General features: G+C 73.8%; 28 protein-coding genes. 7 read left to right on the top strand and 21 right to left on the bottom strand.

Annotated features, from left to right (window positions below; all coding sequences use genetic code 11):
- Positions 1 to 167 precede the first annotated feature (167 nt).
- From nifW to MET2598_RS0105575, 9 genes are all read right to left on the bottom strand, one after another.
- Positions 168 to 515: a nitrogenase stabilizing/protective protein NifW gene (nifW, locus tag MET2598_RS0105615; protein ID WP_018260151.1), complete on the bottom strand. Its 348-nt coding sequence runs from the start codon at positions 513 to 515 to the stop codon at positions 168 to 170.
- Positions 516 to 536: 21 nt separating this feature from the next.
- A complete protein-coding gene (cysE, locus tag MET2598_RS0105610; RefSeq protein ID WP_018260150.1) occupies positions 537 to 1,397 on the bottom strand; it encodes a serine O-acetyltransferase in 861 nt (286 codons plus the stop codon).
- Positions 1,398 to 1,400: 3 nt separating this feature from the next.
- A complete protein-coding gene (gene nifV / locus MET2598_RS0105605; protein WP_026190534.1) occupies positions 1,401 to 2,612 on the bottom strand; it encodes a homocitrate synthase in 1,212 nt (403 codons plus the stop codon).
- Between the two features lie 146 nt (positions 2,613 to 2,758).
- A complete protein-coding gene (gene nifS / locus MET2598_RS0105600) occupies positions 2,759 to 3,973 on the bottom strand; it encodes a cysteine desulfurase NifS (protein WP_012333361.1) in 1,215 nt (404 codons plus the stop codon).
- A 23-nt stretch (positions 3,974 to 3,996) separates the two neighbouring features.
- Entirely contained in the window at positions 3,997 to 4,986 is a 990-nt protein-coding gene (nifU, locus tag MET2598_RS0105595) for a Fe-S cluster assembly protein NifU (protein ID WP_018260148.1), read from the bottom strand.
- A gap of 12 nt (positions 4,987 to 4,998) precedes the next feature.
- The gene (locus MET2598_RS0105590; protein WP_012333363.1) at positions 4,999 to 5,319 is read right to left on the bottom strand and encodes a HesB/IscA family protein; all 321 of its coding nucleotides are present in this window, start codon (positions 5,317 to 5,319) and stop codon (positions 4,999 to 5,001) included.
- A 61-nt stretch (positions 5,320 to 5,380) separates the two neighbouring features.
- Positions 5,381 to 6,130 (bottom strand): bacteriochlorophyll 4-vinyl reductase, encoded by a 750-nt coding sequence (bchJ, locus tag MET2598_RS35975; RefSeq protein WP_018260147.1) that lies wholly within the window; start codon positions 6,128 to 6,130, stop codon positions 5,381 to 5,383.
- Positions 6,131 to 6,134: 4 nt separating this feature from the next.
- Positions 6,135 to 7,781, bottom strand: coding sequence for a magnesium-protoporphyrin IX monomethyl ester anaerobic oxidative cyclase (bchE, locus tag MET2598_RS0105580; RefSeq protein ID WP_018260146.1), 1,647 nt, complete (start codon positions 7,779 to 7,781; stop codon positions 6,135 to 6,137).
- A gap of 169 nt (positions 7,782 to 7,950) precedes the next feature.
- The gene (locus tag MET2598_RS0105575; protein WP_012333366.1) at positions 7,951 to 8,574 is read right to left on the bottom strand and encodes a cupin domain-containing protein; all 624 of its coding nucleotides are present in this window, start codon (positions 8,572 to 8,574) and stop codon (positions 7,951 to 7,953) included.
- A gap of 113 nt (positions 8,575 to 8,687) precedes the next feature.
- Here MET2598_RS0105575 and MET2598_RS0105570 point away from each other — a divergent pair, with 113 nt between their 5' ends.
- Genes MET2598_RS0105570 through MET2598_RS0105555 form a run of 4 tightly spaced genes read left to right on the top strand, consistent with a single transcriptional unit; the run spans position 8,688 to position 12,143 of the window.
- Positions 8,688 to 9,455, top strand: a complete 768-nt coding sequence (locus tag MET2598_RS0105570) for an ABC transporter substrate-binding protein (protein ID WP_018260145.1) — start codon at positions 8,688 to 8,690, stop codon at positions 9,453 to 9,455.
- Between the two features lie 13 nt (positions 9,456 to 9,468).
- Positions 9,469 to 10,122 (top strand): amino acid ABC transporter permease, encoded by a 654-nt coding sequence (locus MET2598_RS0105565; protein WP_018260144.1) that lies wholly within the window; start codon positions 9,469 to 9,471, stop codon positions 10,120 to 10,122.
- A complete protein-coding gene (locus MET2598_RS0105560) occupies positions 10,119 to 10,850 on the top strand; it encodes an amino acid ABC transporter ATP-binding protein (protein ID WP_012333369.1) in 732 nt (243 codons plus the stop codon). The genes MET2598_RS0105565 and MET2598_RS0105560 overlap by 4 nt, the downstream gene beginning before the upstream one ends.
- Before the next feature lie 6 nt (positions 10,851 to 10,856).
- Positions 10,857 to 12,143: an NAD(P)/FAD-dependent oxidoreductase gene (locus MET2598_RS0105555; protein ID WP_012333370.1), complete on the top strand. Its 1,287-nt coding sequence runs from the start codon at positions 10,857 to 10,859 to the stop codon at positions 12,141 to 12,143.
- Between the two features lie 19 nt (positions 12,144 to 12,162).
- Here MET2598_RS0105555 and MET2598_RS0105550 read toward each other — a convergent pair whose 3' ends face one another.
- The 3 genes from MET2598_RS0105550 to MET2598_RS0105540 form a co-directional block, all read right to left on the bottom strand.
- Complete coding sequence (locus MET2598_RS0105550; RefSeq protein WP_018260143.1) at positions 12,163 to 13,218, bottom strand: Ldh family oxidoreductase; 1,056 nt, start codon at positions 13,216 to 13,218, stop codon at positions 12,163 to 12,165.
- Positions 13,215 to 13,997 carry a 2-keto-4-pentenoate hydratase gene (locus MET2598_RS0105545; protein ID WP_018260142.1) on the bottom strand — a complete coding sequence of 261 codons (783 nt, stop codon included), beginning with the start codon at positions 13,995 to 13,997 and terminating at the stop codon, positions 13,215 to 13,217. The genes MET2598_RS0105550 and MET2598_RS0105545 overlap by 4 nt, the downstream gene beginning before the upstream one ends.
- 92 nt (positions 13,998 to 14,089) lie before the next feature.
- The gene (locus MET2598_RS0105540) at positions 14,090 to 16,000 is read right to left on the bottom strand and encodes a heavy metal translocating P-type ATPase (protein WP_026190533.1); all 1,911 of its coding nucleotides are present in this window, start codon (positions 15,998 to 16,000) and stop codon (positions 14,090 to 14,092) included.
- Between the two features lie 189 nt (positions 16,001 to 16,189).
- Between MET2598_RS0105540 and MET2598_RS0105535 the strand changes: the two genes are divergently transcribed.
- Positions 16,190 to 16,531, top strand: coding sequence for a DUF1476 domain-containing protein (locus MET2598_RS0105535; protein WP_018260140.1), 342 nt, complete (start codon positions 16,190 to 16,192; stop codon positions 16,529 to 16,531).
- A 214-nt stretch (positions 16,532 to 16,745) separates the two neighbouring features.
- On the opposite strand, the gene MET2598_RS0105530 is transcribed toward MET2598_RS0105535, so the two are convergent.
- A complete protein-coding gene (locus MET2598_RS0105530) occupies positions 16,746 to 17,138 on the bottom strand; it encodes a hypothetical protein (protein WP_012333375.1) in 393 nt (130 codons plus the stop codon).
- 260 nt (positions 17,139 to 17,398) lie between these two features.
- Between MET2598_RS0105530 and MET2598_RS0105525 the strand changes: the two genes are divergently transcribed.
- Positions 17,399 to 18,124, top strand: a complete 726-nt coding sequence (locus tag MET2598_RS0105525) for a CBS domain-containing protein (protein WP_012333376.1) — start codon at positions 17,399 to 17,401, stop codon at positions 18,122 to 18,124.
- A gap of 88 nt (positions 18,125 to 18,212) precedes the next feature.
- On the opposite strand, the gene MET2598_RS0105520 is transcribed toward MET2598_RS0105525, so the two are convergent.
- The 8 genes from MET2598_RS0105520 to MET2598_RS0105485 all read right to left on the bottom strand — a co-directional run bounded on the left by MET2598_RS0105520 (position 18,213) and on the right by MET2598_RS0105485 (position 24,409).
- Positions 18,213 to 19,106, bottom strand: coding sequence for an SIR2 family NAD-dependent protein deacylase (locus MET2598_RS0105520; protein WP_012333377.1), 894 nt, complete (start codon positions 19,104 to 19,106; stop codon positions 18,213 to 18,215).
- A gap of 4 nt (positions 19,107 to 19,110) precedes the next feature.
- Positions 19,111 to 19,329 (bottom strand): putative nitrogen fixation protein NifT, encoded by a 219-nt coding sequence (gene nifT / locus MET2598_RS0105515; RefSeq protein ID WP_012333378.1) that lies wholly within the window; start codon positions 19,327 to 19,329, stop codon positions 19,111 to 19,113.
- The gene (locus MET2598_RS0105510) at positions 19,326 to 19,649 is read right to left on the bottom strand and encodes a nitrogen fixation protein NifZ (protein WP_026190532.1); all 324 of its coding nucleotides are present in this window, start codon (positions 19,647 to 19,649) and stop codon (positions 19,326 to 19,328) included. Before MET2598_RS0105510 ends, nifT begins: the two co-directional genes overlap by 4 nt.
- 115 nt (positions 19,650 to 19,764) lie before the next feature.
- The gene (locus MET2598_RS0105505; RefSeq protein WP_018260138.1) at positions 19,765 to 20,517 is read right to left on the bottom strand and encodes a 4Fe4S-binding leucine-rich repeat protein; all 753 of its coding nucleotides are present in this window, start codon (positions 20,515 to 20,517) and stop codon (positions 19,765 to 19,767) included.
- 168 nt (positions 20,518 to 20,685) lie between these two features.
- Positions 20,686 to 20,892 carry a 4Fe-4S dicluster domain-containing protein gene (locus tag MET2598_RS0105500; RefSeq protein ID WP_018260137.1) on the bottom strand — a complete coding sequence of 69 codons (207 nt, stop codon included), beginning with the start codon at positions 20,890 to 20,892 and terminating at the stop codon, positions 20,686 to 20,688.
- A gap of 99 nt (positions 20,893 to 20,991) precedes the next feature.
- Positions 20,992 to 22,488 carry a nitrogenase cofactor biosynthesis protein NifB gene (gene nifB, locus MET2598_RS0105495; protein WP_012333382.1) on the bottom strand — a complete coding sequence of 499 codons (1,497 nt, stop codon included), beginning with the start codon at positions 22,486 to 22,488 and terminating at the stop codon, positions 20,992 to 20,994.
- A gap of 191 nt (positions 22,489 to 22,679) precedes the next feature.
- Entirely contained in the window at positions 22,680 to 24,002 is a 1,323-nt protein-coding gene (locus tag MET2598_RS35970) for an amidohydrolase family protein (RefSeq protein ID WP_018260136.1), read from the bottom strand.
- A 5-nt stretch (positions 24,003 to 24,007) separates the two neighbouring features.
- Positions 24,008 to 24,409 carry a nuclear transport factor 2 family protein gene (locus MET2598_RS0105485; protein WP_018260135.1) on the bottom strand — a complete coding sequence of 134 codons (402 nt, stop codon included), beginning with the start codon at positions 24,407 to 24,409 and terminating at the stop codon, positions 24,008 to 24,010.
- 255 nt (positions 24,410 to 24,664) lie between these two features.
- Here MET2598_RS0105485 and MET2598_RS0105480 point away from each other — a divergent pair, with 255 nt between their 5' ends.
- Entirely contained in the window at positions 24,665 to 25,528 is an 864-nt protein-coding gene (locus MET2598_RS0105480) for an ABC transporter ATP-binding protein (protein WP_018260134.1), read from the top strand.

The raw sequence follows: 25,528 nt of genomic DNA, 5'->3' as shown, positions 1-25,528 counted from the left end.
CACTGTCTTCCTCTCGACGTTGAGGCATTCGCCGTGCCAGGCCGGATGATCGGCCTGGGTCTTCGCTTTCAATGACTTGGAGCGTCACCTGGGGACACTTGGAGCGTCGCTCGGATGATCGCTCGGATGTGGGTGTCGGATCGGTGTCGGCTTGCCGACACGGTGGGTCAGGATTGCGTCAGGGGGTGCAGGATGTCGGCCAGGGGCACGAAGGCGCCCCGCGCCGGCGGGCGCTCGGGATCGTGCTCCCTGAGCACCTTGAAGACCCGCTCGGCGAGCGGGGTCGAGGTCGCGAAATCCCGGTAGGCGCGCTCCAGCGTGTCGCGGGCGGCGCGCCGGACGGCGTCGTCGTCGAGCCCCGCGAAGGAGGTGGTGGCGAGGTACTGGCCCATCCGCTTGAGGATGTGCAGGCGCGCGACGCGCAGCACCTCGGGCGCGTAGGGCAGGTCGAGGACCTGGAAGAACTCCTCGGCGCTCGACAGGGCGGCGAGGCGGTCGAGGCAGGGCGATGCCATGGGCGTCTCCTCGGAGGGGGATCAGGTCGGGTCGGACGGCTCGGCGGCGGGCGCCGGCGCGGCCGCGAGACGGGTTTCCAGGCGCTCGATCCGGGCCGCGAGGGCGACCAGGGCGGCGCCGAGGGGATCGGGCAGGCGGTGATGCTCCAGGTCGATGCGCCCGTCCGCGCGCGGGCGGCCCGCACGGGCCGCGGCGACGAGGCGGCCCGGCACGCCGACCACGGTCATGCCGGCCGGCACGTCCGCGATCACCACCGAGTTGGCCCCGACCCGGGCCCCGGCGCCGACCTCGACCGGCCCGAGGATCTTGGCGCCCGCGCCGACCAGGACGCCGTCGCCGAGGGTCGGGTGGCGCTTGCCGGGCGTCCAGGAGGTGCCCCCGAGCGTGACGCCGTGGTAGAGCGTGACGTCGTCCCCGATCACCGCGGTCTCGCCGACCACCACGCCGGCGCCGTGGTCGATGAAGAAGCGCCGCCCGATCCGGGCGCCCGGATGGATGTCCACGTTGGCGACGAGGCGGGCCGCCCAGGAGACGAGCCGGGCCGCGTACTTGAGGCCGCCGCGCCAGAGCCGGTGGGCGAGGCGGTGCAGGATCACCGCGTGCACCCCCGGATAGGTGGTGACGATCTCGACGAGGTGGCGCGCCGCCGGGTCGCGCGAGCGGACGCAGGCGACGTCCTCGGCGATCTGCCGCCAGAGCGGCGGCTCCCGGGCGGCCGTCCCGGCCCGGGCGCCGCCGCATTCGGATCCCGCTCCGGGGCCCGCCCCGGCGGGGAGGGGAGGCCCCCGCCGCGCCGCCCGCGCCGCGGAGGCGCGGGCGAGGCGCCCGAGCTCCGCGATCTGAAGCGCCCGCAGCCGGCGCGCGCGCGATCCCATGATCATCGCTCAGCTCCCCGCGGCGGCGAAGCGCGGCAGCGGCCGCGCGCTCATCAGGCACTCGTCGTGGAGGCGCCGCAGCAGGCCCGGCGGCACCGCCGCCTTGGTGCGCACCGCCGCCGCCCGGACCCGTTCCAGGAGGTCGCGGGCGACCTCCGCGTCGAGGCTGCGCCCCTGCGCGGCGAGGGCGCTGGCGAGCGCCGCCACCCCCGAATGCTTGCCGATCACGATGCGGTGGCTGCGCCCGAGCATCCCGGGATCGAGCGCCTCGTAGGTCGCCCGGTCCCGCAGCAGCCCGGCGACGTGGATGCCGGATTCGTGGGTGAAGATGTCCTCGCCCACGATGGCCTTGCCGCGCGGCAGGGGACGCTCGGCCGCCGCCGCGACGGCGGCGGCGAGCGGGCGCAGCGCGCGAAGGTCGATCCCGGTCGGCCCCTGGCCGAACCGCGCCAGCGCCACCGCCACCTCCTCCAGGGCGGCGTTGCCGGCCCGCTCGCCGAGCCCCGTCACGGTGACGCTGGCGTGGCGCGCCCCCGCCCGCAGCGCCGCCAGCGTGTTGGCGGTGGCGAGGCCGAGATCGTCGTGGGCGTGGAATTCGAGGGCGAGGTCGGTGGCCGCGGCGAGGCGCCGGACCAGGGCGTCGGCGGCGAAGGGATCGAGCACGCCGAGCGTGTCGGCGAGGCGCAGGCGCTCGGCGCCCGCCGCCCGCGCCGCTTCGGCGACGCGGCAGAGGAAGTCGGGATCGGCGCGCGAGGCGTCCTCGGCGCCGACCGCCACCGCGAGGCCGAGGCGCCGCGCGCGCGCCACCGTCGCGGCGACCGCGTCGAGGGCGAAGACGCGGTCGCGGCCGAGCTTGCCGCGCAGCTGGGCGTCCGAGACCGGGATCGAGAGGTTGACCGCCGGCACGCCCGCGGCGACCGCGGCGAGGAGGTCGTCCTCGCGCATCCGGCACCACGCGATCACCCGCAGGGGCAGCCGCAGCGAGACGATGGAGCGGATCGTCTCGATCTCGTCCTCGCCCATGGCCGGCGTGCCGGCCTCGATCTCCGGGACCCCGGCCGCCGCGAGGGCCTCGGCGATCTCGATCTTCTCGCGGCGGGTGAAGGCGACGCCCGGGGCCTGCTCGCCGTCGCGCAGGGTGGTGTCGTTGAGGAACACGGTCCGGGCGGGGGGCGGCCCGGACGGTGCGGGGGGAGGGGAGGCGGAGGACGGTTCCGGCATGGCGCGCTCCGGGTGGGGGGACGGGGGCCTGGAGCGGGCGCGTCCGGGGGACCCGCGACCCGCTCCAAGTCGCGGTGTCTTGGTCTCGGTGTCTTGGTCTCGGTGCCTTCGGCATTTCCCTCGCCGCGGCGGCGGGGTGCCGGGCGTCAGGCGTAGACGGGATTGAAGGACGCGGCCTCGCTTCCCGTCCCGCTCCAGAACGGGGACAGGTCGCGCAGCTTGCCGACGATGCCCGGCATGGCCTCGAGCACCCGGTCGACCTCCTCGCCCGTCGTCTCGCGCGAGAGCGAGAAGCGGATCGCCCCGTGCGCCGCCGTGGCGGGCACCTTCATGGCGCGCAGCACGTGGGAGGGTTCGAGCGAGCCCGAGGTGCAGGCCGAGCCCGAAGAGGCGGCGATCCCCGCCCGGTTGAGCAGGAGCAGGATGCCCTCGCCCTCGATATACGCGAAGGCGACGTTGGCGGTGTTGGGCAGGCGGTGATCCGGGTCGCCGGTGACGAAGCAGTGCGGGATGCGCTGCAGCAGGCCCTTCTCCAGCCGGTCGCGCAGGGCGCCGACCCGGATCGCGTCCGCGGCGAGCCCCTCCGCGGCGATCCGCGCCGCCGCGCCGAGGGCGACGATGCCCGGGATGTTCTCGGTGCCGGCGCGCCGGCCCCGCTCCTGGTGGCCGCCGCGCAGGAGCGGCCGGACGCGCAGGCCGCGCCGCAGGTAGAGCGCCCCGACGCCCTTCGGCGCGTGCAGCTTGTGGGCCGAGAGCGACAGCATGTCGATCGCCGTCGCCTTGAGGTCGATCGGCACCTTGCCCACCGCCTGCACCGCGTCGGTGTGGAACATCGCCCCGTGCGCCTTCGCCTCCTCGGCGAGGTCCGCGACCGGGAAGATCGTCCCGGTCTCGTTGTTGGCCCACATGATCGACACCACGGCGACCCGCTCCGACAGGGCCGCGCTGTAGGCCGCCCGGTCGAGCCGCCCCTTCCCGTCGACCGGGATGACGTGGACCTTGATGCCCCGGTTCTTCTCCAGGTGGCTGCACAGGGAGAGCACGGCCGGGTGCTCGACCGCGCTGGTGACGATCTCCCGCCGCCGCGGGCTCACCTCCAGGGCGGAGAGGATCGCGGTGTTGTCGCTCTCGGTGCCGCCCGAGGTGAAGACGATCTCGGAATCGTGGGCGGCGCCGAGCAGCGCCTGGACCTCGCCCCGCGCCGCCCGCACGGCCCCGCCCACCGCCGCCCCGAAGGCGTGCATGGAGGAGGCGTTGCCGAAATGCTCGGTGAGGAACGGGAGCATGGCCTCCACGACCCGGGAATCGACCCGGGTGGTGGCATTGTTGTCGAGATAGGCCGTGGTGTGGGTCGCGGTCATGGTCGCCTCCGGGCGGTCTGGGGCTACTTCACCGGGACGACCCGGAGCGGGAGGCCGAGGGCCTCGATCAGGCGCTGCTGCACGCCCGCCACGGTGACGCTCGCCATCTGGCAGCCGACGCAGGCGCCCGAGAGCCGCACGCTCACCACGGTGCCCTCCACCTCGACGAGTTCGCAGTCGCCCCCGTCGCGCTGGAGCACGGGCCGCAACGCCTCGATCGCCTTGTCGATCAGCCGGATGCGCTGCATCGGGGTGAGCGCGGCGGGCGCGAGCGGGCTCTGGGGCGAGGGGAACGCCCTGGTGCCGGCGCCCGGCGCCGCACTGGCGCCCGGCGCCGGGGGATCCCCGAATGCCTGGGCGAGCCGGGGCTTGCTCTTCAGGCTGCGGGGATCCGCCGCCCCGATCCGGTAAGCGGCGCCCGCCGCGAGCAGGCCGGCCTCGACCATCTCCCGGTTGATGCGGGCGAGCGTGCCCTCGATCGCCTCGAAGCAGGTCAGGCAGCCGCCGCCCGCCTTGGTGTAGAAGGTGACCTGCTCGGGCGTGGTCAGGCCGTTGGCGCGCACCGCCCGCTCGATCATGCCCTCGTCGACGCCGAAGCACTTGCAGACGAGGGCGCCCTCCTCATGGTCGTCCTCGACCGTCTCGCCGCGGTAATGGGCGACCGCGGCCTGCAGCGCTTCGTAGCCCATCACCGAGCAGTGCATCTTCTCGGGCGGCAGGCCGCCGAGGAAATCCGCGATGTCCTGGTTGCTGATGGCCAACGCCTCGTCGACCGTCTTGCCGATGACGATCTCGGTCAGCGCCGAGGAGGAGGCGATGGCCGAGCCGCAGCCGAAGGTCTGGAACTTGGCCTCGGTGATCACCTCCGTCTCCGGATCGACCTTGAGCATCAGCTTGAGCGCGTCGCCGCAGGCGATCGCCCCGACCTCGCCGACCGCGTTCGCCTCCGCGAGCAGGCCCGCATTCTTCGGATTGAAGAAGTAGTCCTTGACCTTGTCGGAATAGTCCCACATGGCGCGTCCTCCTCAGCCGAAGGACTTGCCGCAGGCGCATTTCGCCCCCGCATTCGGGTTCTCGAACACGAAGCCCGAAGTCTCGAGCGCCGTGACGAAGTCGATCCGCAGCCCCGAGACCAGGCTCTGCGAGCGGCCGTCGACGAAGAGCCGCACGCCGTCCTGCTCGACCACGAGGTCGCCGTCGCGGGCGCTGGATTCCAGCCCCATCATGTACTTGTACCCGGCGCAGCCGCCGGCCTCGACCATGATCCGCAGGCCGGTCGGTGTGCCCGGCGCCTGCGAGAGCGCGGTCTTCACCGCGGTGACCGCGTTGTCGGTGAGCGAGATCATGTCGGGATCCTCCGTGAGGGTCGGGTTCCGGCCCTCCGAGCGGCAATCCCCGTGCCATGACTTATGATGTTGAATTGTTTGTGTTTTCCCGGTCGCGAGCGCCGTGTCGCAAAGGCGACAAGTCCGACACTCGGTCGGATTGTCGAGGGGAGCCCGGCGGCCCGACGCGCGCGGGACGCCCGCCCGCCCGCCCGAGGCCGGGCGCCCCCTCCGCCACCCGCACGGCGAAGCGGCAGGCCGGCGCGCCCACGGCCTCGCAGGCGAACTCGACGACGCGGGTGCGCGGGTCGACGAGGTCCCGGAACAGGGACTCGAACACGGCGCCGCAATAGGCGCAGGCCGGCTCGCGGCTGGTGACGGACCGGCTCACCGGGCCGCCGGCGATGACCAGGGTGGGGAGGGGAGCCCAGGCGACCTCGAAGCGGCCCGCGCCCACGAACGTCCAGGCATGCCGGCCGATGGCCGCCAGGAGAACGCGCAGGGCGAGCCGGCGGGGCAGGAGCGCGAGCAGCACCCGCAGCGGGCGCGGGATGCGGTGCGCCAGGAGGTAGCGCCCCGTCAACTCCCCGGCCTCGCGCCCGACCGCCCCCGCGAGGGTGGGGCCCAGCACCGCGTGCAGCGCGGCGTGGAGGCGCGCCACGTCCCCGTCCGGCACCATGGCGCGGGGCGGGTCCGCGAGGTGGTGGCGCAGGCCGGCGCGGGCGAAGACCGCGTCGCGCACGATCGGGCCGTGCCGCGTCGCGAGGGCCTCGGCGACGCGGGTGACGGCGTTCGGCCCGATGCGGGCGGCCGCCCCGGCCTCGGCCCTCACGGGGTCAGGCCTCGGCCCGCGGGCCGCCGCGCGTGAAGGCGACGCGGGGCGGCGGGGTCCCGTCCTGGTCCTCGGCCATCTGCTGCCGGCCGCCGCCGCAGGCCATCAGCTCGGCCGGGATCACCGCCTTCGAGCGGCGGTTCTGGGTGGTCTGCCACTCGACCGCGGTGTCGGCGGCGCGCCGGCGCGTCGCGTCGAAGCCGAAATCCACCGTCTTGCGGGATTGCGGGCCCCAGTACTCGACCTTGCCGAGGTCGTAGAACTTGCGCTCGAATCCCGCCTTCAGGAACGCCTTGAGGCAGCCCAGCAGGTAGCGGCGGCGCGCGCCGGATCCCGACCAGGGATAGGAGAACAGCGCCTTCCTGAAGTAGAACCGGCGGTAGTTGTTCATCACGCGGTCGAGCAGCTCGCCGCGGTCCATGGCCTGCGGCTTGATGATCGGCGTGACGAAATTGTACTTCTCGTAGTCGAAGATCTCGACTCTGTCGCCGAGGTCGCGGAACAGGTCCGAGAACGGCCAGGGCGTGTACATCGACCAGTTCGCGAGGTCGGGCGCCCAGTCGCGGGCCATCCGGTAGGTCTCCTCCAGCGTCTCCGCCGTCTCGTTCTCGAGCCCGACGATGAACTGGGCCTCCACGACGATGCCGGCCTCGCGAAGCAGCTGGATGGCCTTCTTGTTCTGGGCGACGGTGGTCTCCTTGTTGAAGAGGTCGAGCTTCAGCTGCGCCGCCGCCTCGGTGCCGAGCGAGACGTGGATCAGCCCCGCCCGCCGGTAGAGCGGCAGCACGTCCTCGTCGCGCAGGATGTCCGTCACCCGCGTGTTGATGCCCCACAGGATGTCGACCTCGCGCTCGATCAGCTCCTTGCAGAAGGCGATGAACTTCTTGCGGTTGATGGTCGGCTCCTCGTCGGCGAGGATGAAGAAGCCGACGCCGTATTTCTCCTTGAGCTCAACGATCTCGTCGACGACCTTCTTGGGGTCGCGGATGCGGTAGTCGCGCCAGAATTTCCACTGCGAGCAGAAGGAGCAGGTGAACGGGCAGCCGCGGGCCATGTTGGGGATGGCGACGCGAACGCCGAGGGGGATGTAGGTGTACTTCTCCCATTCGAGCACGCTCCAATCCGGGGACAGCGCGTCGATGGCCTTGACGGTCGGGGCGGCGGGGGTCGCGACGACGCGGCCCTCCTCCAGGTAGGCGAGGCCCCTGATCGCGGCGCGCGCGGCCGGCCAGCGTCCCTCGGCCACGGCGCGGGCGACCTCGACCATGATCTCCTCGCCCTCGCCCCGCACCACCGCGTCGATCCAGGGCGCCTCCGGCAGGACTTGGCCGTACATGAAGGTGGCGTGCACGCCGCCCAGCAGCGTCACGGCGCCGGGGCGGACCTCGCGGGCGATCTGGAGCACCCGCTCGGCCTTGTAGATCGAGGGCGTGATGGCGGTCGCCCCGACGATGTCGGGCGCGAGCGCGGCGATCCGGGCCCGCAGGACCTCGTCGTCGAGGTCGTTCGTCATGGCGTCGAAGAAGTGGAGGTCGTCGAAGCCCGCCGCGCGCAGCGCCCCCGTGAGGTAGGCCACCCAGGCCGGAGGCCAGTTCCCCGCGATCTCGGCGCCGCCCGAATGGTAGTTGGGGTGAACGAAGAGGATGCGCATGGGTCGACACTCCCGAGTGTCAAGTTAGATTGACACATCCGCGCCGCCGCGATTTGCGCTGGATCAAGGCGGCCGGGATCCGGGCCCCGGCGCGGCCGGGCCGGACGCGGAATCGGGCGAACTCGCCGGCGCCCGCGGGAGCGCCGGACCCGCCCCGGGGCGCCCCCGCTCAGGCGCCCGGCGGCACCGCGTTCACCCACAGCACCACGGCCTCGTCGGTCTCCGAGGGATTGCCGTAGCGGTGGGGCCGCCGGCTGGCGAAGCGGAAGCTGTCGCCCGCGGCCAGGGACAGGGCCGCGTCCTCCACCCACAGCGCGAGCCGTCCCTCCAGGACCAGCCCCGCCTCCTCGCCGCCATGGGTCAGGGCCTCGTCGCCCGTGCTCGCGCCCGGCGCGAGCCGCATCAGGAACAGGCTGAGATGCCCGTCCGCCCCCGGCCGGGTGAGCAGCTGCTTGGCGATGCCGGAGCGCCACAGCGTCAGCTCCGCGCGCTCGTGCGGCCGGGTGACGATCGGCTCGGCGGGCCCGGGTGCCGCGCCGAACAGGCTCGCCAGCCCGACCTCCAGCAGGTCGGCGAGCTGCGTCAGCACCCGCAGGGACGGGGAGGACAGGCCGCGCTCGACCTGGCTCAGGAAGCCGATCGACAGGCCGGTGCGCGCCGCGATCGCCTTCAGCGACAGGCCGCGGGCCTGGCGCAGGGCGCGCAGGCGCCGGCCCATCGCGAGGTCGGCCGCCCGCTCGCCGGCCCGCGGCGCGGCCTGCCCGTTCCCTCGACCCGTCCCGGCCTGTTTCATGTGCGTGAAATCTGGTTGCGCTGCGCGGCGCATTATGCCCAGATGTTCACGTTCATGAAATCCGCCGCGGAAGCCCGCGCGACGGCGCGTCCGCCCCTCAGAGGAGCACCGAGATGAAGCGTCTCGTCCAGGCGGCCTGCGCGGCCCTCGCGCTCGCCCTCGCGGGGCCGGCCGGGGCCCAGACCGCCCTGAAGGTCGGCTCGACGCCGACCGGCATCCCCTTCACCTTCCTGGACACCAAGACCAACTCCATCCAGGGCGTCATGGTCGACGTCATCACGGCCGTCGGGCGCGAGGCCGGCTTCACGGTCCAGGTCGAGCCCCTGCAATTCTCCACCCTCATCGCCGCACTCAACGCCAAGAAGATCGACATCATCTCGGCCGCGATGTTCATCACGCCGCCCCGCAAGGAGGTGATCGACTTCTCCACCCCGGTCTACACCTACGGCGAGGGGATGATCGTGGCGAAGGGCGACACCAAGGACTATACCGGCTTCGCCGACCTGAAGGGCGAGACGGTGGGGGCGCAGGTCGGCACCGCCTTCGTGGAGCCCCTCAAGAAATCCGGCCTGTTTTCCGAGGTGAAGATCTACGACACGATCCCCGACATCCTGCGCGACGTGAATTCCGGCCGGCTCAAGGCCGGCTTCGCGGACGGGCCGATCCTGGCCTACAACCTCAAGCTCGGCCTGTTCCCGAACGTGCGCCTGGTCGACAGCTACAAGCCGACCGTCGTCGGCTCGGTCGGGATCGGCCTGCGCAAGGAGGATAGGGACCTGCGGGAGAAGATCGACGCGGCCCTCGCCAGGATCAAGGAGAGCGGCGAACTCGCCCGGATCCTGGACAAGTGGGGTCTGAAGCCGTCCGCGAACCCGTCCTGAGCGGCCGGGCGCCATGGAGAGCTTCCTGGCGGATGCCCGCGAGTTCGTTCCGATCCTGCTGCAGGGCGTGCAGCTGACGATCCTGATCACGCTCGGCTCCCTCGTGGTCTCGACCGTGCTCGGGCTCGTCTGGGCGATGATGCGGGTCTCGGGCGTGCGCTCCCTGGCCTTCGCGAGCGCGCTGTTCATCAACGTGATCCGGGGCATCCCGATCATCGTCCAGCTGTTCTACATCTACTTCGTGCTGCCGGATTTCGGCATCGCGCTCACGGCCGTGCAGGCGGGCGTGCTCGGGCTCGGGCTCGCCTACTCGGCCTACCACGCCGAGAATTTCCGGGCCGCCATCGAGGCGATCGACGGGGGCCAGATCGAGGCGGCCCAGACCATCGGCATGGGCTGGGGCCTCACCATGCGGCGCGTGGTGCTGCCGCAGGCCCTGCGCATCGCGCTGCCGCCCTACGGCAACGTCATGATCATGATGCTGAAGGATTCCTCGCAGGCCTCGACCATCACGGTCGCGGAACTCGCGCTTCAGGGCAAGCTGATCGCCTCGGCGACCTTCAAGAACACCAGCGTGTTCACCCTGGTGGCGCTGATGTACCTGGCGCTCAGCCTGCCCCTGATCCTGATCGTGCGGCACACCGAGAAGCGGGCGGGGCGGCGGTGATCGAGCTCGACGGCGTGCGCAAGGCCTACGGCGCGGTGCCGGTGCTCAAGGGCATCACGGCGCGGGTGGCGCGCGGCGAGGTGGTCTGCATCATCGGCCCCTCCGGCTCGGGCAAGTCGACGCTCCTGCGCTGCATCAACGGGCTCGAATCCTACGACGGCGGCGAGATCCGGGTGAACGGGCGCCGGGTCGACCGGGCGAGCCCCACGATCCGCGCCGTGCGCATCCAGGTCTCGATGGTGTTCCAGCGCTTCAACCTGTTCCCGCACCGCACCGCCCTGGAGAACGTGATCGAGGGGCCGGTCTACGTGAAGGGCGAGGACCGGGCCGAGGCGACGGAGCGCGGCCGCGCCCTGCTCGCCCGCGTCGGCCTGTCCGGCAAGGAGGAGGCCCGCCCGCCGCAGCTCTCGGGCGGGCAGCAGCAGCGGGTCGCCATCGCCCGCGCCCTCGCCATGCGGCCGGACGCGATCCTGTTCGACGAGCCGACCTCGGCGCTCGATCCGGAACTCGTCGGCGACGTGCTCGGGGTGATGCGCGGCCTCGCCGAGGACGGCATGACCATGCTGGTCGTCACCCACGAGATCGGCTTCGCCCGCGAGGTGGCCGACCGCGTCCTGTTCCTCGACCACGGACTCGTCGTGGAGGAGGGGGCGGCCCGCGCGGTGCTCACCGCGCCCGAGCATCCCCGCACCCGCGACTTCCTCCGCCGCGTCCTGCATCCCCTGTAGGCTTCGATGACCGAACCTTTCCCGCTCGCCCCCTCGCTCTGGGCCGCCACCGCCGCGCCCGCCCCCGCGACGGCGCCCCTCGCCGCCTCGGGGCGGGCCGACGTGGCGGTGATCGGGGCGGGCTATGCCGGCCTCTCGACCGCCCTGCACCTCGCCGAGGCCGGGCTTCGCCCGGTCGTGCTGGAGGCGCGCGAGATCGGCTTCGGGGGATCGGGCCGGAACGGCGGCCAGGTGATCCCGGGCCTCAAGTACGATCCGGACGAGCTGGTGGCGAAGTTCGGCCCCGAGCGGGGCGAGCGGCTCGCCGCCTTCGCGGGCGCCACCGCCGACGCGGTGTTCGACCTGATCGCCCGCCACCGCATGGAGGTGCCGCATGTCCGCGCGGGCTGGATCCAGGGTGCCCACACGGCGGCGGGGCTGGCCCAGGCGGAGCGGCGGGCCGCCCAATGGGCGCGCCGGGGGGCGCCCGCGCGGCTGCTCGACCGGAACGAGGCGGAGCGGCTCCTCGGCAGCCCGCGCTACCTCGGCGGCTGGCTCGACGGCCGGGGCGGCGCGGTCCAGCCGCTCTCCTACGCCCGCGGCCTCGCCCGCGCGGCGCTCGGGGCCGGCGCGACGATCCACACGGACACGGCGGTCACCGGCATCGCGCGGCGGGACGGGGCCTTCGTCCTGCGCACCGCGCGCGGCCCGGAATTGCGGGCCGAGAAGGTCGTGATCTGCACCAACGGCTACACGGGCGGGCTGTGGCCGGGCCTCGCGCGCACGATCATCGCGGCGAACTCGTTCCAGGTCGCCACGGTGCCGCTCTCCGACAACCTGCGCCGCACGATCCTGCCGGAGGGGCAGGTCTCCTCGGACACCCGCAAGCTCCTGCTCTACTTCCGGCTCGACCATACGGGCCGGCTGCTGATGGGCGGGCGCGGCCCCTTCCGCGAGCCGCGCGGCCCGGCCGACTGGGCGCATCTCGAGCGCATCGTCGCCAAAGTCTTCCCGCAGGCGGCGGATGTCGGCTTCGACCATCGCTGGTGCGGGCGGGTGGCGATCACCCGGGACTTCCTGCCCCACCTGCACGAGCCGGTGCCGGGCCTCGTGATCGACATCGGCTGCCAGGGGCGGGGCGTCGGCCTGCAGACGAGCATGGGGCGGGCCATCGCCGCCTACCTGGCCACGGGCGACGCCGCGGCGCTGCCGCTGCCCTTCGGCCCGGTGCAGCCGCTGCCGCTCCACGGCCTGCACCGCCTCTACGCCTCGGCGGTGATCGCGTGGTACCGCATCAGCGACGGGGGTCTGTGAGGGCGCCCGGGGGCGCCGCTCAGGGGCCGAGCATCGCCGGGTCGAGCCCGTTCGCGCGGGCGAGCCGCAGGAGGTCGGCGCGGGTGTCCTCGGGCAGCAGCACGCCCTCGCGCAGGTTCTCGGCCTCGGCCCGCGCCTCGATCTCGCCCGGGTAGAACACCGCCTCGGCACCCTCGGCGAGGGGCACGGCCCTCATCTCGGCGATGAAGCGCTCCATGCGGGCCTCGAACTCCGCCAAGGGCTGGATCCGGGCGATGTCGATCGCGAGCGCGAGGTGGCCTGCGCCGCTGCGCCGCTCGGCCTGGTAGGGGCCCGCGACGCCCGCCCCGAAGGCGCTGCCGGTGAGCACGCCGGAGAGCACGTCCATCACGGCCGAGATCGCGGAGCCCTTGTGCCCGGCCATGGGCAGGATCAGGCCGTCGATGGCGGCCTGCGGGTCGGCGGTCGGCCGGCCGGAGGCGTCCATGGCCCAGCCGAGGGGGATCGCCTCGCCGCGCTGGCGGGCGAGGTAGATCTTGCCGCGGGCGACCGCCGTGTTGGCGATGTCGAGGACCAGGGGCGCGTGCCGGCCGGCGGGCGCGGCCCAGGACCAGGGATTGTTGCCGAGCGCCTTGCGGCGCCCGCCCCAGGGCGCCATGGCGGGGCTCGCATTGGTCGACAGGAAGCCGATGCAGCCCGCCCGCGCCGCCATCAGGGTGAAGTACATGGCGGTGCCGAAATGGTTGGAGTTGCGCACCGCCACCGCGCCGATCCCGTGCGCCGCCGCCCGGGCCATCGCCTCCGCCATCGCCTGCGCGGCCACGACCTGGCCCATCGCCTCGCGCCCGTCGATCACCGCGAGGCCGCCGGCATCGACCACGGTCTCCGGCACGGCGCGGGGATCGCAGACTCCCGCGGCGAGGCGGGCGGCGTACCAGGACAGGCGCATCATCCCGTGCGACTGATGGCCCCACAGATCAGCCTGGACGAGGCTGTCGGCGCAGAGAGCGGCATCCTGCGCGCCCATCCCGGCGGCGCCGTAGACCGCCGCCGCGAAGGCCCGCAGGGCCTCGGCGGGGATGCGCGGACCGGTCACGCCGGATTCCCCGGCGGGCGCGTGCGGAAGGCGAGGTGGCGCCCGAGGAAGTCGGCGCGGATCTCGGCCGGCCCCTCGACCGTGAAGGGCCGCGACACGGTGCCGGTCGAGACGATCTCGCCCGCCCGCAGCGCCAGGCCGCGCTCGCCCGCCACCGCGATCAGGTCCGCGAGGGCGGCCGCCGGGTCGGTGGCGTCGTCGCCCGCGAGCGCCCGGGCGCGCAGCTCGCCGTCGACGGCGACGCGGAGGTCGGCGGCGAGCGCGGCGAGCGCCTCCGGGTCGACCGCCTCGCCGACCACCAGCGCCTCGAAGCCGGCATCGTCGGCCGCGAAGCTCGGCCAGCCGGCGGCGCGGCGGTCCACGAAGCGCGACAGCACCACCTCGAAGGTCACGCAGGTCTCCGCGACGAGGTCCCGCAGGGGCGGGGGCGGCGCGCCCGGAGCGACGTCGCGGGCGAGCCGGAAGGCGATCTCGCACTCGATCGTCGCGGGCGCCGCGTGCGGCAGGGGCACGACGGCGTCGGGGCCGTGGCAGCGGGCGGCCAGGACGCGTCCGGCGACGGAGCGCCCGATGCCGAGGTCGCGCTTCTGCGCCCGGCTGCCGAGGCCGAGCTTCCAGCCGCTGCAGGGCTCGCCGAGCACGGCGATCAGCCGGTCCTGCACCGCGTAGCCCTCCGCCAGGGTGGCGGGCCGGATCTCCGGCGGCAGGGCGGTGATCTGGCGCCCGCCGCGCCACGCCTCGGCGAGGAGCGCGGCGGCGGGTTCGGGATCGAAACTCATCGGTGCGCGCTCCTGCCGGCTCCGGACCCGTCCCCCTCGCGCGGAATCGCCGCGGCCGCAAGGGCGCGGAGCCGGCCGGTGCGGCGACCGTCCTATTTCTGCCCGGCCGGCGCGGGGTCGCCGCCCCTGAGGACCCGCATGGCGTTCAGGATCACGGAGGCGTCGATCGCCTCCTGCAGCAGGGCGCCCTGGATGGGCGAGAGGTAGCCCAGGGCGGCCGCGACCATGCCGGCGAGGGAGAGGCCGAGCCCGACCCAGACGCTCTGAAGGGCGATGGCGCGGGCGCGGCGCGCGATGGCGATCGCCCGCGGCAGGGGCGCGAGGCTGTCCACGAGCAGCACCACGTCGGCCGCCTCCGCCGCCGCGGCCGCGCCGCGGGCGCCGAGCGCCACCCCGAGATCGGCCGCCGCGAGGGCGGGCGCGTCGTTGACGCCGTCGCCCACCATCGCCACCGGGCCGTGGCGGCGCTCGGCGGCGATGATGCGGGCCTTGCCCGCCGGGTCGAGATCCGCCGCCACGGCGTCGATCGGCAGCCCGGCCGCGAGGTGCTCGGCGATCGCCCGCCGGTCGCCGGTGGCGAGCACGATCCGGTCGATCCCGCCGGCGCGCAGGGCCGCGAGCGTGCCGGCGCCGTCGCCGCGCAGCGGGTCCTCGACGTGCAGCGTCGCGGCGGGCGCCCCGTCGATCGCCACCAGGACGCGCGCCCCGCCGGGCGCGCCGCCGCGATCCGGGGGGAAGGCGATGCCGAGGCCGCGCATCAGCCGCGGACCGCCCACCGCCACGGCGCGGCCCTCGACCGTGCCGGCGATGCCCTCGCCCGGGTACTCGGTGACGGCGGCGGGGGGCGCGAGGGAGAGCCCGCGCGCGCGGGCCGCCTCGCCGAGCGCCCGCGCGGTCGGGTGGGCGGAGGCTTGGTCGAGGGAGGCGGCGAGCCGGAGCGCCTCGGCGGCCTCGGCGGGGGCGACCGCCTCGATCCCGGCGAGGCGGGCGCTGCCATGGGTGAGCGTGCCGGTCTTGTCGATGACGAGGACGCGCAGCGACGCGAGGCATTCGAGGGCGCCGCCGCCCTTGATCAGGACGCCGATCCCGGCCGCGCGCGACAGGCCGGAGACGAGGGCGACCGGCACCGCCAGGATCAGCGGGCAGGGGGTCGCGACCACCAGGACCGCGAGGGCGCGCAGCGCATCCCCGCTGGCGAGCCAGGCGGAGCCGGCGAGCAGGATCGTGCCGGCCAGGAAGGCCACGGCGTAGCGGTCGGCGAGGCGGCTCATCGGCGCCTTCCGGGCGCGGGCCTCCGCGACGAGCCGCAGGATGCCCGCGTAGGTGCTCTCGGCGGCGCGGCGCTCGGCCGTGAGCGTGAAGGGCGTGCCGACATTCACGGCGCCGCTGAGCACGCGCGCCCCCGGATCGTGCGCCACCGGGAGGGCCTCGCCGGTCAGCGTCGCCTGGTCGAGGACGGCCCGGCCCTCGGCGACGCGGCCGTCGACCGGCAGGACGTCGCCCACCCGCACCAGGATCGCGTCGCCCGGCTCCAGGGCGGCGAGCGGGACCTCGCGCACGCCCCCCGCCTCCCGGCGCAGCGCGCTGCGCGGCTGGCGGGCGAGGAGCGCCGTCATCTCCCGCGAGGCCCGCGCCGAGGCGAAGCTCTCCAGCCCCTGGCCGCCCGCGTACATCAGCGCGATGATCACGCCGGCCAGGGGCTGCTGCAGGGCGAGGGCGCCGCCCATCGAGAGCAGGGCGACGAGGTCGAGCCCGACATCACCCCGGGCGAGGCTGGTCACCACCTCCGCCACCAGGACCGCCAGCACGATCAGGGTCGGGACGGCCCAGGCCCAGGCGGCCATCTGGGGCGCGCCGAGGGCCTGGGCCGCGAGGCCGAGACCGAGACCGAGGAGCGGCAGTCCGACGAGGCCGCGCCGCAGCACGCCCCGCCACGCCGCCGGCGCTTCGGGGACCGTTTCGGGGGAGGACCGCGCCGCCCCGCTCTCCGACACTGCCTGCATGGCTTGCCCTCGCCCGCGCCCCGCGCGGTCCGCCCCATCAGCCCGGTTCCGGGAGGGCGGGCCATGATCCGTGTCAAGACCGCCCGCCTCGGGCGATTGATCAGGCACAAAGACCTCCAGGGGCCGGCGCGCCACATTTCCGGGGAGACGCCGAGGCGATCAAGTTTCGGGGAGCGAGGGAGAACGCCGATGACCACGATCTTCGACGAGCGCGAGACGATGTTCGAGCAGGAATTCGCCCATGCCGAGGAGGTGCGGTTCCGGGAGCGCGCGCATCGCAACCGGCTGCTGGCGGGATGGGCCGCCGGGCGGATGCGCCTCGACGGCGCGACGGCCGAGTCCTACGTCGCCGCCTTCGTGGGCGGCAGCGTGCTGGCCACGGACGAGGAGGTGCTCGCGCGCCTGCAGGCCGATCTCGCGGCGGCGGGCGCCGCCGAGGCGCTGCCCGGCCTGCGCGCCCAGCTGGAGCGCCGCGCCGCGACCGCCCGGGCGGAGCTGATCGTCGGCGAGGCGGTCGACGGGAGCCAGTAGGGTCCGCGCGAGGCCGCGGCCTCCGCACGGAGGCGGACGCGGATCGACTCCGAGGGGCGGGTGCGGCCGGACCCGCCCCTCGCGCGCCGGGAATTCATGCGACATCCGATCGATGGCCTCGCCATCTCCGATTTCGGCGATGCGGATATCGGCTTCGCTCAGGCGCCGCGCGGGCTGGTGATCCGGGACCCGCTTCGATCAAGCGGGTCCCGGATCAGGCGGCGCGGGCGTGGGCGGCCACGCGCGCGACCCGGAAGGTGTGGAGCTCCTCCGTCTCGGCATCCCGCAGCGAGACGTACTCGCCCTCCACGAAGCGGTGGGACCCGAGCCGGTAGCCGGGCTCGTCGTCCTGCGTGCTGCGGTCGTCGTAGTCGATCAGCCAGGTGGCGCCCCCGCTCCCGCCCGCCCGGTGGATCAGGCGGCCGTGCCGGTCGGGCTCTCCCGTCCAGAAGCGGCGCACCCGGCAATGGTCGCGCCGCGCCTGCCACTGCGCCGCGTCGAGGTGCCCGTCGGCGTCGAGGGGCGCGACGATCTCGTAGCCGCGCCCCGCGCTGCCTTCCGGGAAGTCCGGGCAGCGGGCGAGCGTCAGGGTGATGGTCGAGAGCATGGCATCCTCCTTCGGGGGCCGGGCCGTTCCGGCGGCCGCTCGGGGCCCTCCTCGCCCCAGCACAGGCCGGCGCGCCGCCCGGGGCCTTGAGCGAGATCAATCCGGCCGCCTCGATCGGGGCGCAGGATGGTCGGAATTCAGCGGAATTGCATCGGGCAATTCGGCCGATGTCTTGTTACCGCATCATGTTTGCCGCCGAACCGGTGACCGTCTCGGCGAATGATGCGTCGTTCAACCTTGGCTCAAGCCGGAGGTATGCCATGCGCGCGCGCGACATCATGCACCGCGACGTCTTCACCGTGCGGCCCGAGACGCCGCTGGGAGCGCTCGCCCGGATCTTCGTGGAGAAGCGGATCAGCGCGGCCCCCGTGGTCGACGAGTCGGGCGCCCTCGTGGGAATCGTGAGCGAGGGCGACCTGCTGCACCGGGCGGAACTGGCGACCGATCGCCGCCGCTCGTCGTGGCTGAGGTTCTTCGCCTCGATCGAGACCCTCGCCCATGAGTACCGGGAGGCCCATGGCCGCACGGTCCGGGACGTGATGGCGAGCCCGGTCGTCACCGCGACGCCGGACACGCCCCTGCCGGAGATCGTGGAGATCCTGGAGCGCCGCCACATCCGCCGCGTGCCGATCGTCGAGGCGCGGCCCGGCCTGCCCGAGCGGCTCGTCGGGATCGTGACCCGCAGCGACCTCGTGCGGGCGCTGGCGACCCTGCTCCCGGCGGCGCCCGAGCCGAGCAGCCCGCGCGATCTCACCGATCAGCGCATCCGCGACATGCTGCTCGCCGAACTCGGCCGGCAGCCCTGGACGGAGAAGGGCGAGAGCAACGTCACGGTGCTCGACGGGGTGGTGCATCTCTGGGGCATGGTGAGCCACGAGGCCGAGGCGAAGGCCCTCGTCACGGCGGCCGAGACCATCCCGGGCGTCGTGGCCGTGCGCGACCACACCTTCGTCGGCACGGTGGGCGCGGAGCCGGTGATGCTGTGAGGCTGGCCCGGGCGGCCCGGGCGGCTCCCTCGGGGGCCGCGCGGGGGCGCGGCCCCGATGCCGCCGCGGCCGCGCCCCGGCCGGGGCCTCACCCGACCAGCCGCTCCAGCGCCGGGGCGAGCGGCAGGTCGAGCAGCGTGATCCCGGCATCGTCCAGGAAGCGCCGCTCGTTGCGGGTGAGGTCCGCCCCGGTCATCACCGCGAAATGCGGCCCGGCCGAGCGCTTCATGATCTGGCGGGCATAGGTCCGCAGCATCTGGTCGTGGAAGCGGCAGCCGAGGAACAGGAAGCCCCGGCTCACGCGCCGCGCGCGCACCTCGACCGGGATCGGCGTCTGGATGTCGATCTCGGTCATCACCTCGACGTAGTCGCTGTCGGCGACCAGGGCCTGGCCCGGCGGGCGGGCGGCGCCGTGGGGCTTGTAGAGCAGAGTGACCCAGCCGCGCGAGGCCGCCTCGTCGACCGGCGTCCCGGCCGCGTCGAAGCCCCGCGTCCAGACGTCCCGATGCGCCCCGGCCCGGGTGATGCCCTGGATCTCGCCCCAATCCGTCCGGCCGCTCGCCGCGAAGGCCGCCCGCAGCGCGCCGTCGTACCAGGTGTCGACGATCAGCCCGAGGCCGCGCCCCGCCAGCGCGGTCTGGAACGGGGTCGGGGCGAGCGGGGGCGCGAAGATCTCGGCCATCCAGGCGGCGAGGGTGCGGCGGTGGCGGCGCTGCTCGATGAACTGCGCCACGGCCCAGAGGTTGGTGCGGATCCGGCCCGGCGCCGCCTGCCGCTGGCCGAGCGCCGCCGCGAGCGCCTCCGGGCTCAGCGGCACCGTGCCGCCCGCGCCCGCGGCGGCCTGGAGGCCGGGCCCGAGATAGGGCACGAGCCGGTCGTCCGCGAGCAGCGCCGCGGCCTCCCGCAGCGGCGCGAGGCCGTCCGGCGCGGCGAGGGAGCGGGGCGCGGCGAGCGGGGGCGGCGCCTGGATCGACGGGTCCATCGGGTCACTCCTCCTCGTCGCCGAGCTTGCGGGCGTTGACGGTGATCGGAAGGCGGGTCTCGGCCGGCAGCGCCGGCAGCACGAAGGTCCAGCCGTTCTTCAGCCGCACCCAGCCGCCCCAGAGGGCGTCGTGCTCCATGGCGACGATCGGCTCCTCCAGGTCCTTCTTGGGCGCGTAGGCCGAGAGGCCGCCGCGGGGCGATCTGCGGATCATCAGCTTCACGGGCGGGCCTCCTCGCTGGCGGCGCGCGCCGGCGCGGCGCCGGACGCCGTCGGCCGGTCGAGGCTGACCAGCTCCTTGCCGCGCATGCCCACGATGGTGCCGCGGTCGACCCACTCGACCGCGTAGATGTAGAATTGCTGCAGGAAGACCCCGATGTCGCGCACGTAGCCGGTGTCGCCCTTGCGCACCAGGGTCTTGCCGATCTCCCTGTGCGGATAGGTGCCGTCGTTCTTGACGTGCTTGGTCGCGCGGACCTTCTCGCCGGGCCGGAAGGCGGGCTCCCGCCGGATCTCGATCTCCTGCTCGCGTCCCAGTCCCATGCTCTCCTCCTCATCCCCCATCCGCTCGATCCCGTCGGGATGGCGGAATCGGGCTTCGCTCAGGCGCCGCGCGGGCGCGCGATCCGGGATCCGCTTGGATCAACCGGGTCCCGGATCACTCGGCGAGGCGGCGGGACGCCGTCTCGCGGATGGCCGGCACCTCGTCCGCGAGGAGCGGCGCGAGGTGCCGAGGATCGATGCGCTCGGCCACCGCGTGGCGCACGCGCATGTCGGGGTCGCGGATCAGCGCGACGAGGCGGGGCGCAGGCAGCCGCTCGGCCGCCGCGCGCCGCACCAGCGGGTCGGGATCGGCCGCGAAGGCCATCAGCGCCTCGGGCACGACCCGCGCGGCTGCCGCGCGCCGCACCTCGGCCTCGGGGTCGCGGGCGAGCAGCAGGAGCGCGGCCGGCGGCGCCCGGCGGGCCGCCGCGAGCCGCACCGCGTAGTCCGCGTCGCCGAGCAGGGGCACGAGGTCCCGGCCCGAGAGCCGCTGCGCCACCGCCATCCGCACCCGCCGGTCGGGATCCTCCCGCATGGAACCGGCCCGGGCGAGCGGCAGCCGGAAGGCCACCATCGCGCGCACCTCCGGCTCCGGGTCGTCCCGCAGCCGCCCGATCAGGAACACGCTCGCGTGCTTGGCCGCCAGCGTGCGCACCTCGAAATACGGGTGGTCGAGATAGGCCGCCGCGAGGTCCGGGTTGCGGGAGAAGAAGCGGTCGATGCGCTTCCCCCGCCGGTCGAGCACGCAGGCCCGGCCGAGGTCGCAGCGCCCCTCGGCCTGGAGATCCTCGTGGGGGCAATCCTGGCAGCGCAGCGGCCGGCCCTGCCAGTCGAGCGCCTCGGGACCCGGCTCGGCTCCGCCCGCCATCGCCGCCTCCTTGGCATGAAGAGACCAAGCAGAATTGCCCCATGCCGTTCTGCTTTGGCGCATCCCGCGCCGGAGCGTCCGCCGCGCCCGCGTCGCCGAGGGTGAGGGCGAGGGTGAGGGCGAGGGTGACGGACCCGCGACGCCCGGCAGACCCGCCCGGCGGCCCGCTCAGGCCGCCGGGGCGGCCTTGACGCAGGTGTTCGGCACCGGGCAGACCGCCGCGCATTGCGGCTCGTCGAACTGGCCGTCGCATTCCGTGCACTTCTTGGGATCGACGATGTAGATGTCGCCCTTCATGCGGATGGCGCTGTTGGGGCATTCGAATTCGCAGGCGCCGCAGACGGTGCATTGCGAGGCGATGATCTTGAGGGCCATGGCGGTCTCCTGGTGGAAGGGCCGGGCGCGCCCGGCGGGGAAGAGGGGAGGGCGAGGGGAGACGGGGACGGCGCGGGCGGCCCCGCGCCGGGCGCCGCGTCAGGCCGAGAGCATCAGCGGCGCGTCGGTGACGCGGCGGCCGAACTGCTCCGCGTAGACCGCGCCGATCGCCGCCTCGATGTAGTCGAGGGCGTAGCGGTCGGTGGCGCGGATGCCGGCGGCCTCCAGGCTCTCCTTCGGGCAATCGCCGATCTTGGCGCAGAGGACGACCTCGACCCCCTCCAGCGCGGCGATTACGCCGTCGAGCGTCGCGTCCTCGCCGAATCCGCCCAGGCAGTAGGAGTCGACCTTGCGGTGGCCGACGAAGGTCACGCCGCCCGGGCCCGCCTCGTAGACCTGGAACTCCTTGGCGTGGCCGAAATGCTCGTTGATCCGGCCGCCGCCCTTGGTGGCGACCGCGACGAGGAGCGTCTGCTCCGCCCCGAGCGCCCTGAGCTGCGCCACCACGGCCTGCTTGTTGACCTGGTGGTCGCCGCGCTCGTGCGCCACGACCTCCCGGTAGGCGGCGCGCTTGCTCGGATCGTAGCGGATCTGCGCGGGCAGCTGGTCGAGGGTGAATTCCTGGCCGCGATCCTCGCCGAGGAGCCCGACCGCGTCGGCCCGGCACTGGCGGCAGTGGCGCATCAGCTTGGCGCCGCCCTCCAGCTTGTCCTGCAGGGCCTTCAGCTCCATGGCGGTCGGGCCGCGCTGGCCGGTCAGGCCGAAATGCGTGCCGTGCTCGGGCGCCGAGATCAGCGGCATCACGTTGTGCAGGAAGGCGCCCCGCTCCTTCACCCACGCGTTCACGTCGAGCAGGTGCTCGTCGTTGATCCCGGGGATCATGACCGAGTTCACCTTCACCAGGATGCCGCGGTCGCGCAGCATCTCCAGGCTCAGCATCTGCCGCTCGTGCAGGATGCGGGCGGCCTCGACGCCCGTGTAGCGCTTGTGCTGGTGGAAGATCCAGGGATAGATCTTCGCCCCGATCTCCGGATCGACCATGTTGATGGTCACCGTGACGTGATCGACGTTCATCTCGGCGATCTCGTCGACGTGGTCGGGCAGGGCGAGCCCGTTGGTGGAGAGGCAGAGCTTGATGTCGGGGATCTCCCGGGACACCGCGTCGAAGGTGGCCTTGGTCTTCTTCCAATCGTAGCAGCTGTCGCCGGGGCCGGCGATGCCGAGCACCGACAGCTGCGGCACCTCGTTGGCCACCGTCACCACCTTGCGCAGGGCCTGGTCCGGCGTGAGCTTCTCCGACACCACGCCGGGCCGGCTCTCGTTGGCGCAATCGTACTTGCGATTGCAGTAATTGCACTGGATGTTGCAGGCCGGCGCCACCGCGACGTGCATGCGGGCGAAGTAGTGATGCGCCTCTTCCGAGTAGCAGGGATGATCCTTGATCTTGTCCCAGACGTCCTCGGGCATCTCGTCCGGCTTGGCCGAGGAGCCGCAGGACGTGGACGAGCAGCCGCCCTCCTGCAGTTTCGCCCGCATCGCGTCGACCGAGATCGGTGCCGAGACGAGGGCCTCGAGGGAGAACACCGGGGAGGACATGTCTTCACCTCTGCGTCAGTCCGGTGAAGGTTCCGCAAGCGCCGTGCCATCCATCAAGTCATTGTAGTACTTGGAAAATCGACGATCCGCGGCGGGTACACGGATGTCTCGTCCTGTCGGATTCGCGACATCGCGCGTCGGGCCCCGACGCGCCCGCGCGGCGGGCCGGGGCGGCGTGCGCCGGGCGCGGCTCAGCCCAGGGCAGGACCCAGGGCAGGACCCAGGGCAGGACCCAGGGCAGGACCCAGGGGCGGACCCAGGAGCGGGCCCGGGGCGCGGGCGGCCTCGCCGGGCGGCGACAGGAGCGGCATCGGCCGCGCGAAGCTCCGGCGCCCGTTCTTCATGCCCTGGAGCGGCCAAGCCAGGGTGCAGACCGCCTCGGCGGGGCTGCGCGCGTCGAGCACGACGAGGTCGGCCCGGCGGCCCGGGGCGAGGCCGTAATCGGCACACCGCATCAGCCGCGCCGCCTGGTCGGTGACGAGGTCGAGGCAGAGGGCGAGGTCCGGCTCGGACGAGACCTGGGCGACGTTGGCGTAGAGGTTCGCCATCCGCAGCAGCGAGGCGTCGCCGTAGGGCGTGAACGGGTTGAGGACGTTGTTGGTGGCGATCGAGCAGGTGACGCCGGCCCGCGCCAGCCGGTGCGCCGCCGCCACGCCGCGCGGCACGTTGCAGGCGGCCTCGCGCCCCATCAGGAACAGGTCGGTCGCGGGCAGGACCGTGACGGCGACGCCCGCCCCGGCGAGGCGCCGCGCCGCCCGTCCGAAGGCCTCCGGTGGCAGGGCCGAGAGCTTGGTCGCGTGGCCGATGGCGACGCGCCCGCCCCAGCCGGTCCGGTCGGCCCAGCGGCAGACCTCGTCGAGGCGCAGCCAGGTCGGGTCGAGGTCGAAGTCGAGGTGGAAGTCGATGTCGACGTCGAAGCGCCGGGCGAGCGCGAAGATCCGCGCGACGTGGCCGTCCGCGTCCCGGTCGATGTAGGGGACGCCGCCGACGAGGTCCGCCCCCTCCTCAAGGGCCGCGACCAGCACGTCCTCGCAGCCCGGATCGTCGAGCAGTCCCTCCTGCGGGAAGGCGCAGAGTTCGAGATCGACCGCCCAGGCGTAGTCGGCCTTGAGGCGCCTCAGCGCCCGGAAGCTCGTCAGCCCGATGCGGGGATCCACCTCCACGTGGGTGCGGATGCGGGTGGTGCCCTGCGCGACGGCGCGCTCCAGCACCCGGCGCGCCCGCTCGTAGACGTCCGCCTCGGTGAAGCCGCGCTTGGCCGCCGTGACGGCCGCGATCGCCTCCCCGACGCTGCCGGCGCCGCAATCGCAGCGCCCGAGGAGGCAGGCCTTGTCGAGGTGGAGATGCGTCTCGACGAAGCCCGGGATCACCAGCCGCCCGCCGAGATCCTCGCTCGGCCCGTTCGGCGGCAGCCCGGGCTCGACGGCCGCGAAGCGCCCGTCCCGCACCGCGAGGTCCACGAGGCCGTCGCGCCCGGGCAGGCGGGCGTTGGTGAACAGGTGATCGAAGTCCATGGCGGTCAGGCGCCGAGGCTCGGGTCGAGGATGCGCTCGGCGCTGTCGTTCCAGACCTCCTGGCTGACGATGAGCCCGTCGCGCACCACGAAGCGGTCGACGTAGCGGTTGCCCTCGAAGGGGCGCCCGTCCGGCCACGCGCCGTAGAGCGTGCCGAGATTGTACACGACGGTCTCGCCGTCGCCGGGCACCACGTCGTTGCACAGGATGCGCTTCTTCACCCAGCGATAGCGGCCGGCATTGAAGGCGGTGGCCTCGCCCGGATGACCGAACACCCGCCCGCCCGTGAAGACGATGCGCACGTCCGGCGCCATGAAGGCGGCGGCGGCGACGGGATCGGGGCGCATCGAGGCCTCCAGGAAAGCGTCGACGATGCGGGCCGCCTCGGCGGGATCGGATGTCGGCATGGCGGGTCTCCTGAGCGGGCGGCGGCGCGCCGCCCCGGCCCGCGGCCGACGCGGCGGCGCCGAGTGTAAGGCCCTGTCCCGGCAAATCGTATACCGTTTGTGCGGCAAATCGTGCTCGAAAATTGACACAAGTGCCGCTTCGGCGAGCGGATCGCCCGCTTTCCAAGCTCAAGCTTGGCCGCGCGCGCGGCGGGAGACCGGTCTGCGCCGCACCTCGATCGTATACGCTGGCACGGAACCTGCCTTGCCGGCGGCATGAACGCGACCGCCTCGCTGCCCCGGCCCCCCGACGAGACGTCCTTCGCGCCCGGCCGCGTCAAGGCGGTCGAGCTGGAGGGCGCGTCCGTCACCTTCGGGCAGGGGGCCTCCGCGGTCGCGGCGCTGGCGCCGACCAGCCTCGACATCCGCGAGGGCGAGTTCGTCGCCCTGGTCGGCCCCTCGGGCTGCGGCAAGTCCACGATCCTGCGGCTCGCCGCCGGCCTGATGCGGCCGGGCGCCGGCGCGGTGATCGTCGGCGGCCGGGAGGCGAGCGCCAAGGCGCTGCGCATCGGCATGGCCTTCCAGAACCCGACGATGCTCCCCTGGCTCACGATCGAGCGGAACGTGATGCTGCCCCTGCGCATCGTCGCGCCGTACCGGTCGGAATTCCGCGCCAAGCGCCGCGGCGCCTTCCGGGACCGGGTCCACGCCCTCCTCGACCAGGTCGGGTTGAAGGACTTCGCCAGGAGCTACCCCTGGCAGCTCTCGGGCGGCATGCTCCAGCGCGCCAATCTGTGCCGGGCGCTGGTCCACGAGCCGCGGCTCCTCCTCCTCGACGAGCCCTTCGGGGCGCTCGACCAGTTCACCCGCGAGGAGCTCTGGGGCATCCTCCAGGACCTCTGGATGGCGCGGCGGCCGACGGTGATCCTCGTCACCCACGACCTGCGCGAGGCCGGCTACCTCGCCAGCCGCATCTGCGTGATGAGCGCGCGGCCGGGCCGGATCCTCGACGATTCGCCCGTGGCCTTCCCGCGCCCGCGCAGCGTCGCCATGACCTACGAGCCGGGCTTCGTCACCCTCACCCACCGCCTGCGCGACCTCATCGTGAGCGCCCGGGCGGCCCCGGCCGGGAGCCCCTGA

This window comes from Methylobacterium sp. WSM2598 (genome assembly GCF_000379105.1).
In the GTDB taxonomy this organism is placed as follows: domain Bacteria; phylum Pseudomonadota; class Alphaproteobacteria; order Rhizobiales; family Beijerinckiaceae; genus Methylobacterium.
The sequence above is the reverse complement of the archived record's forward strand: the minus strand, read 5'-3'. Positions and strand labels throughout refer to the sequence as shown.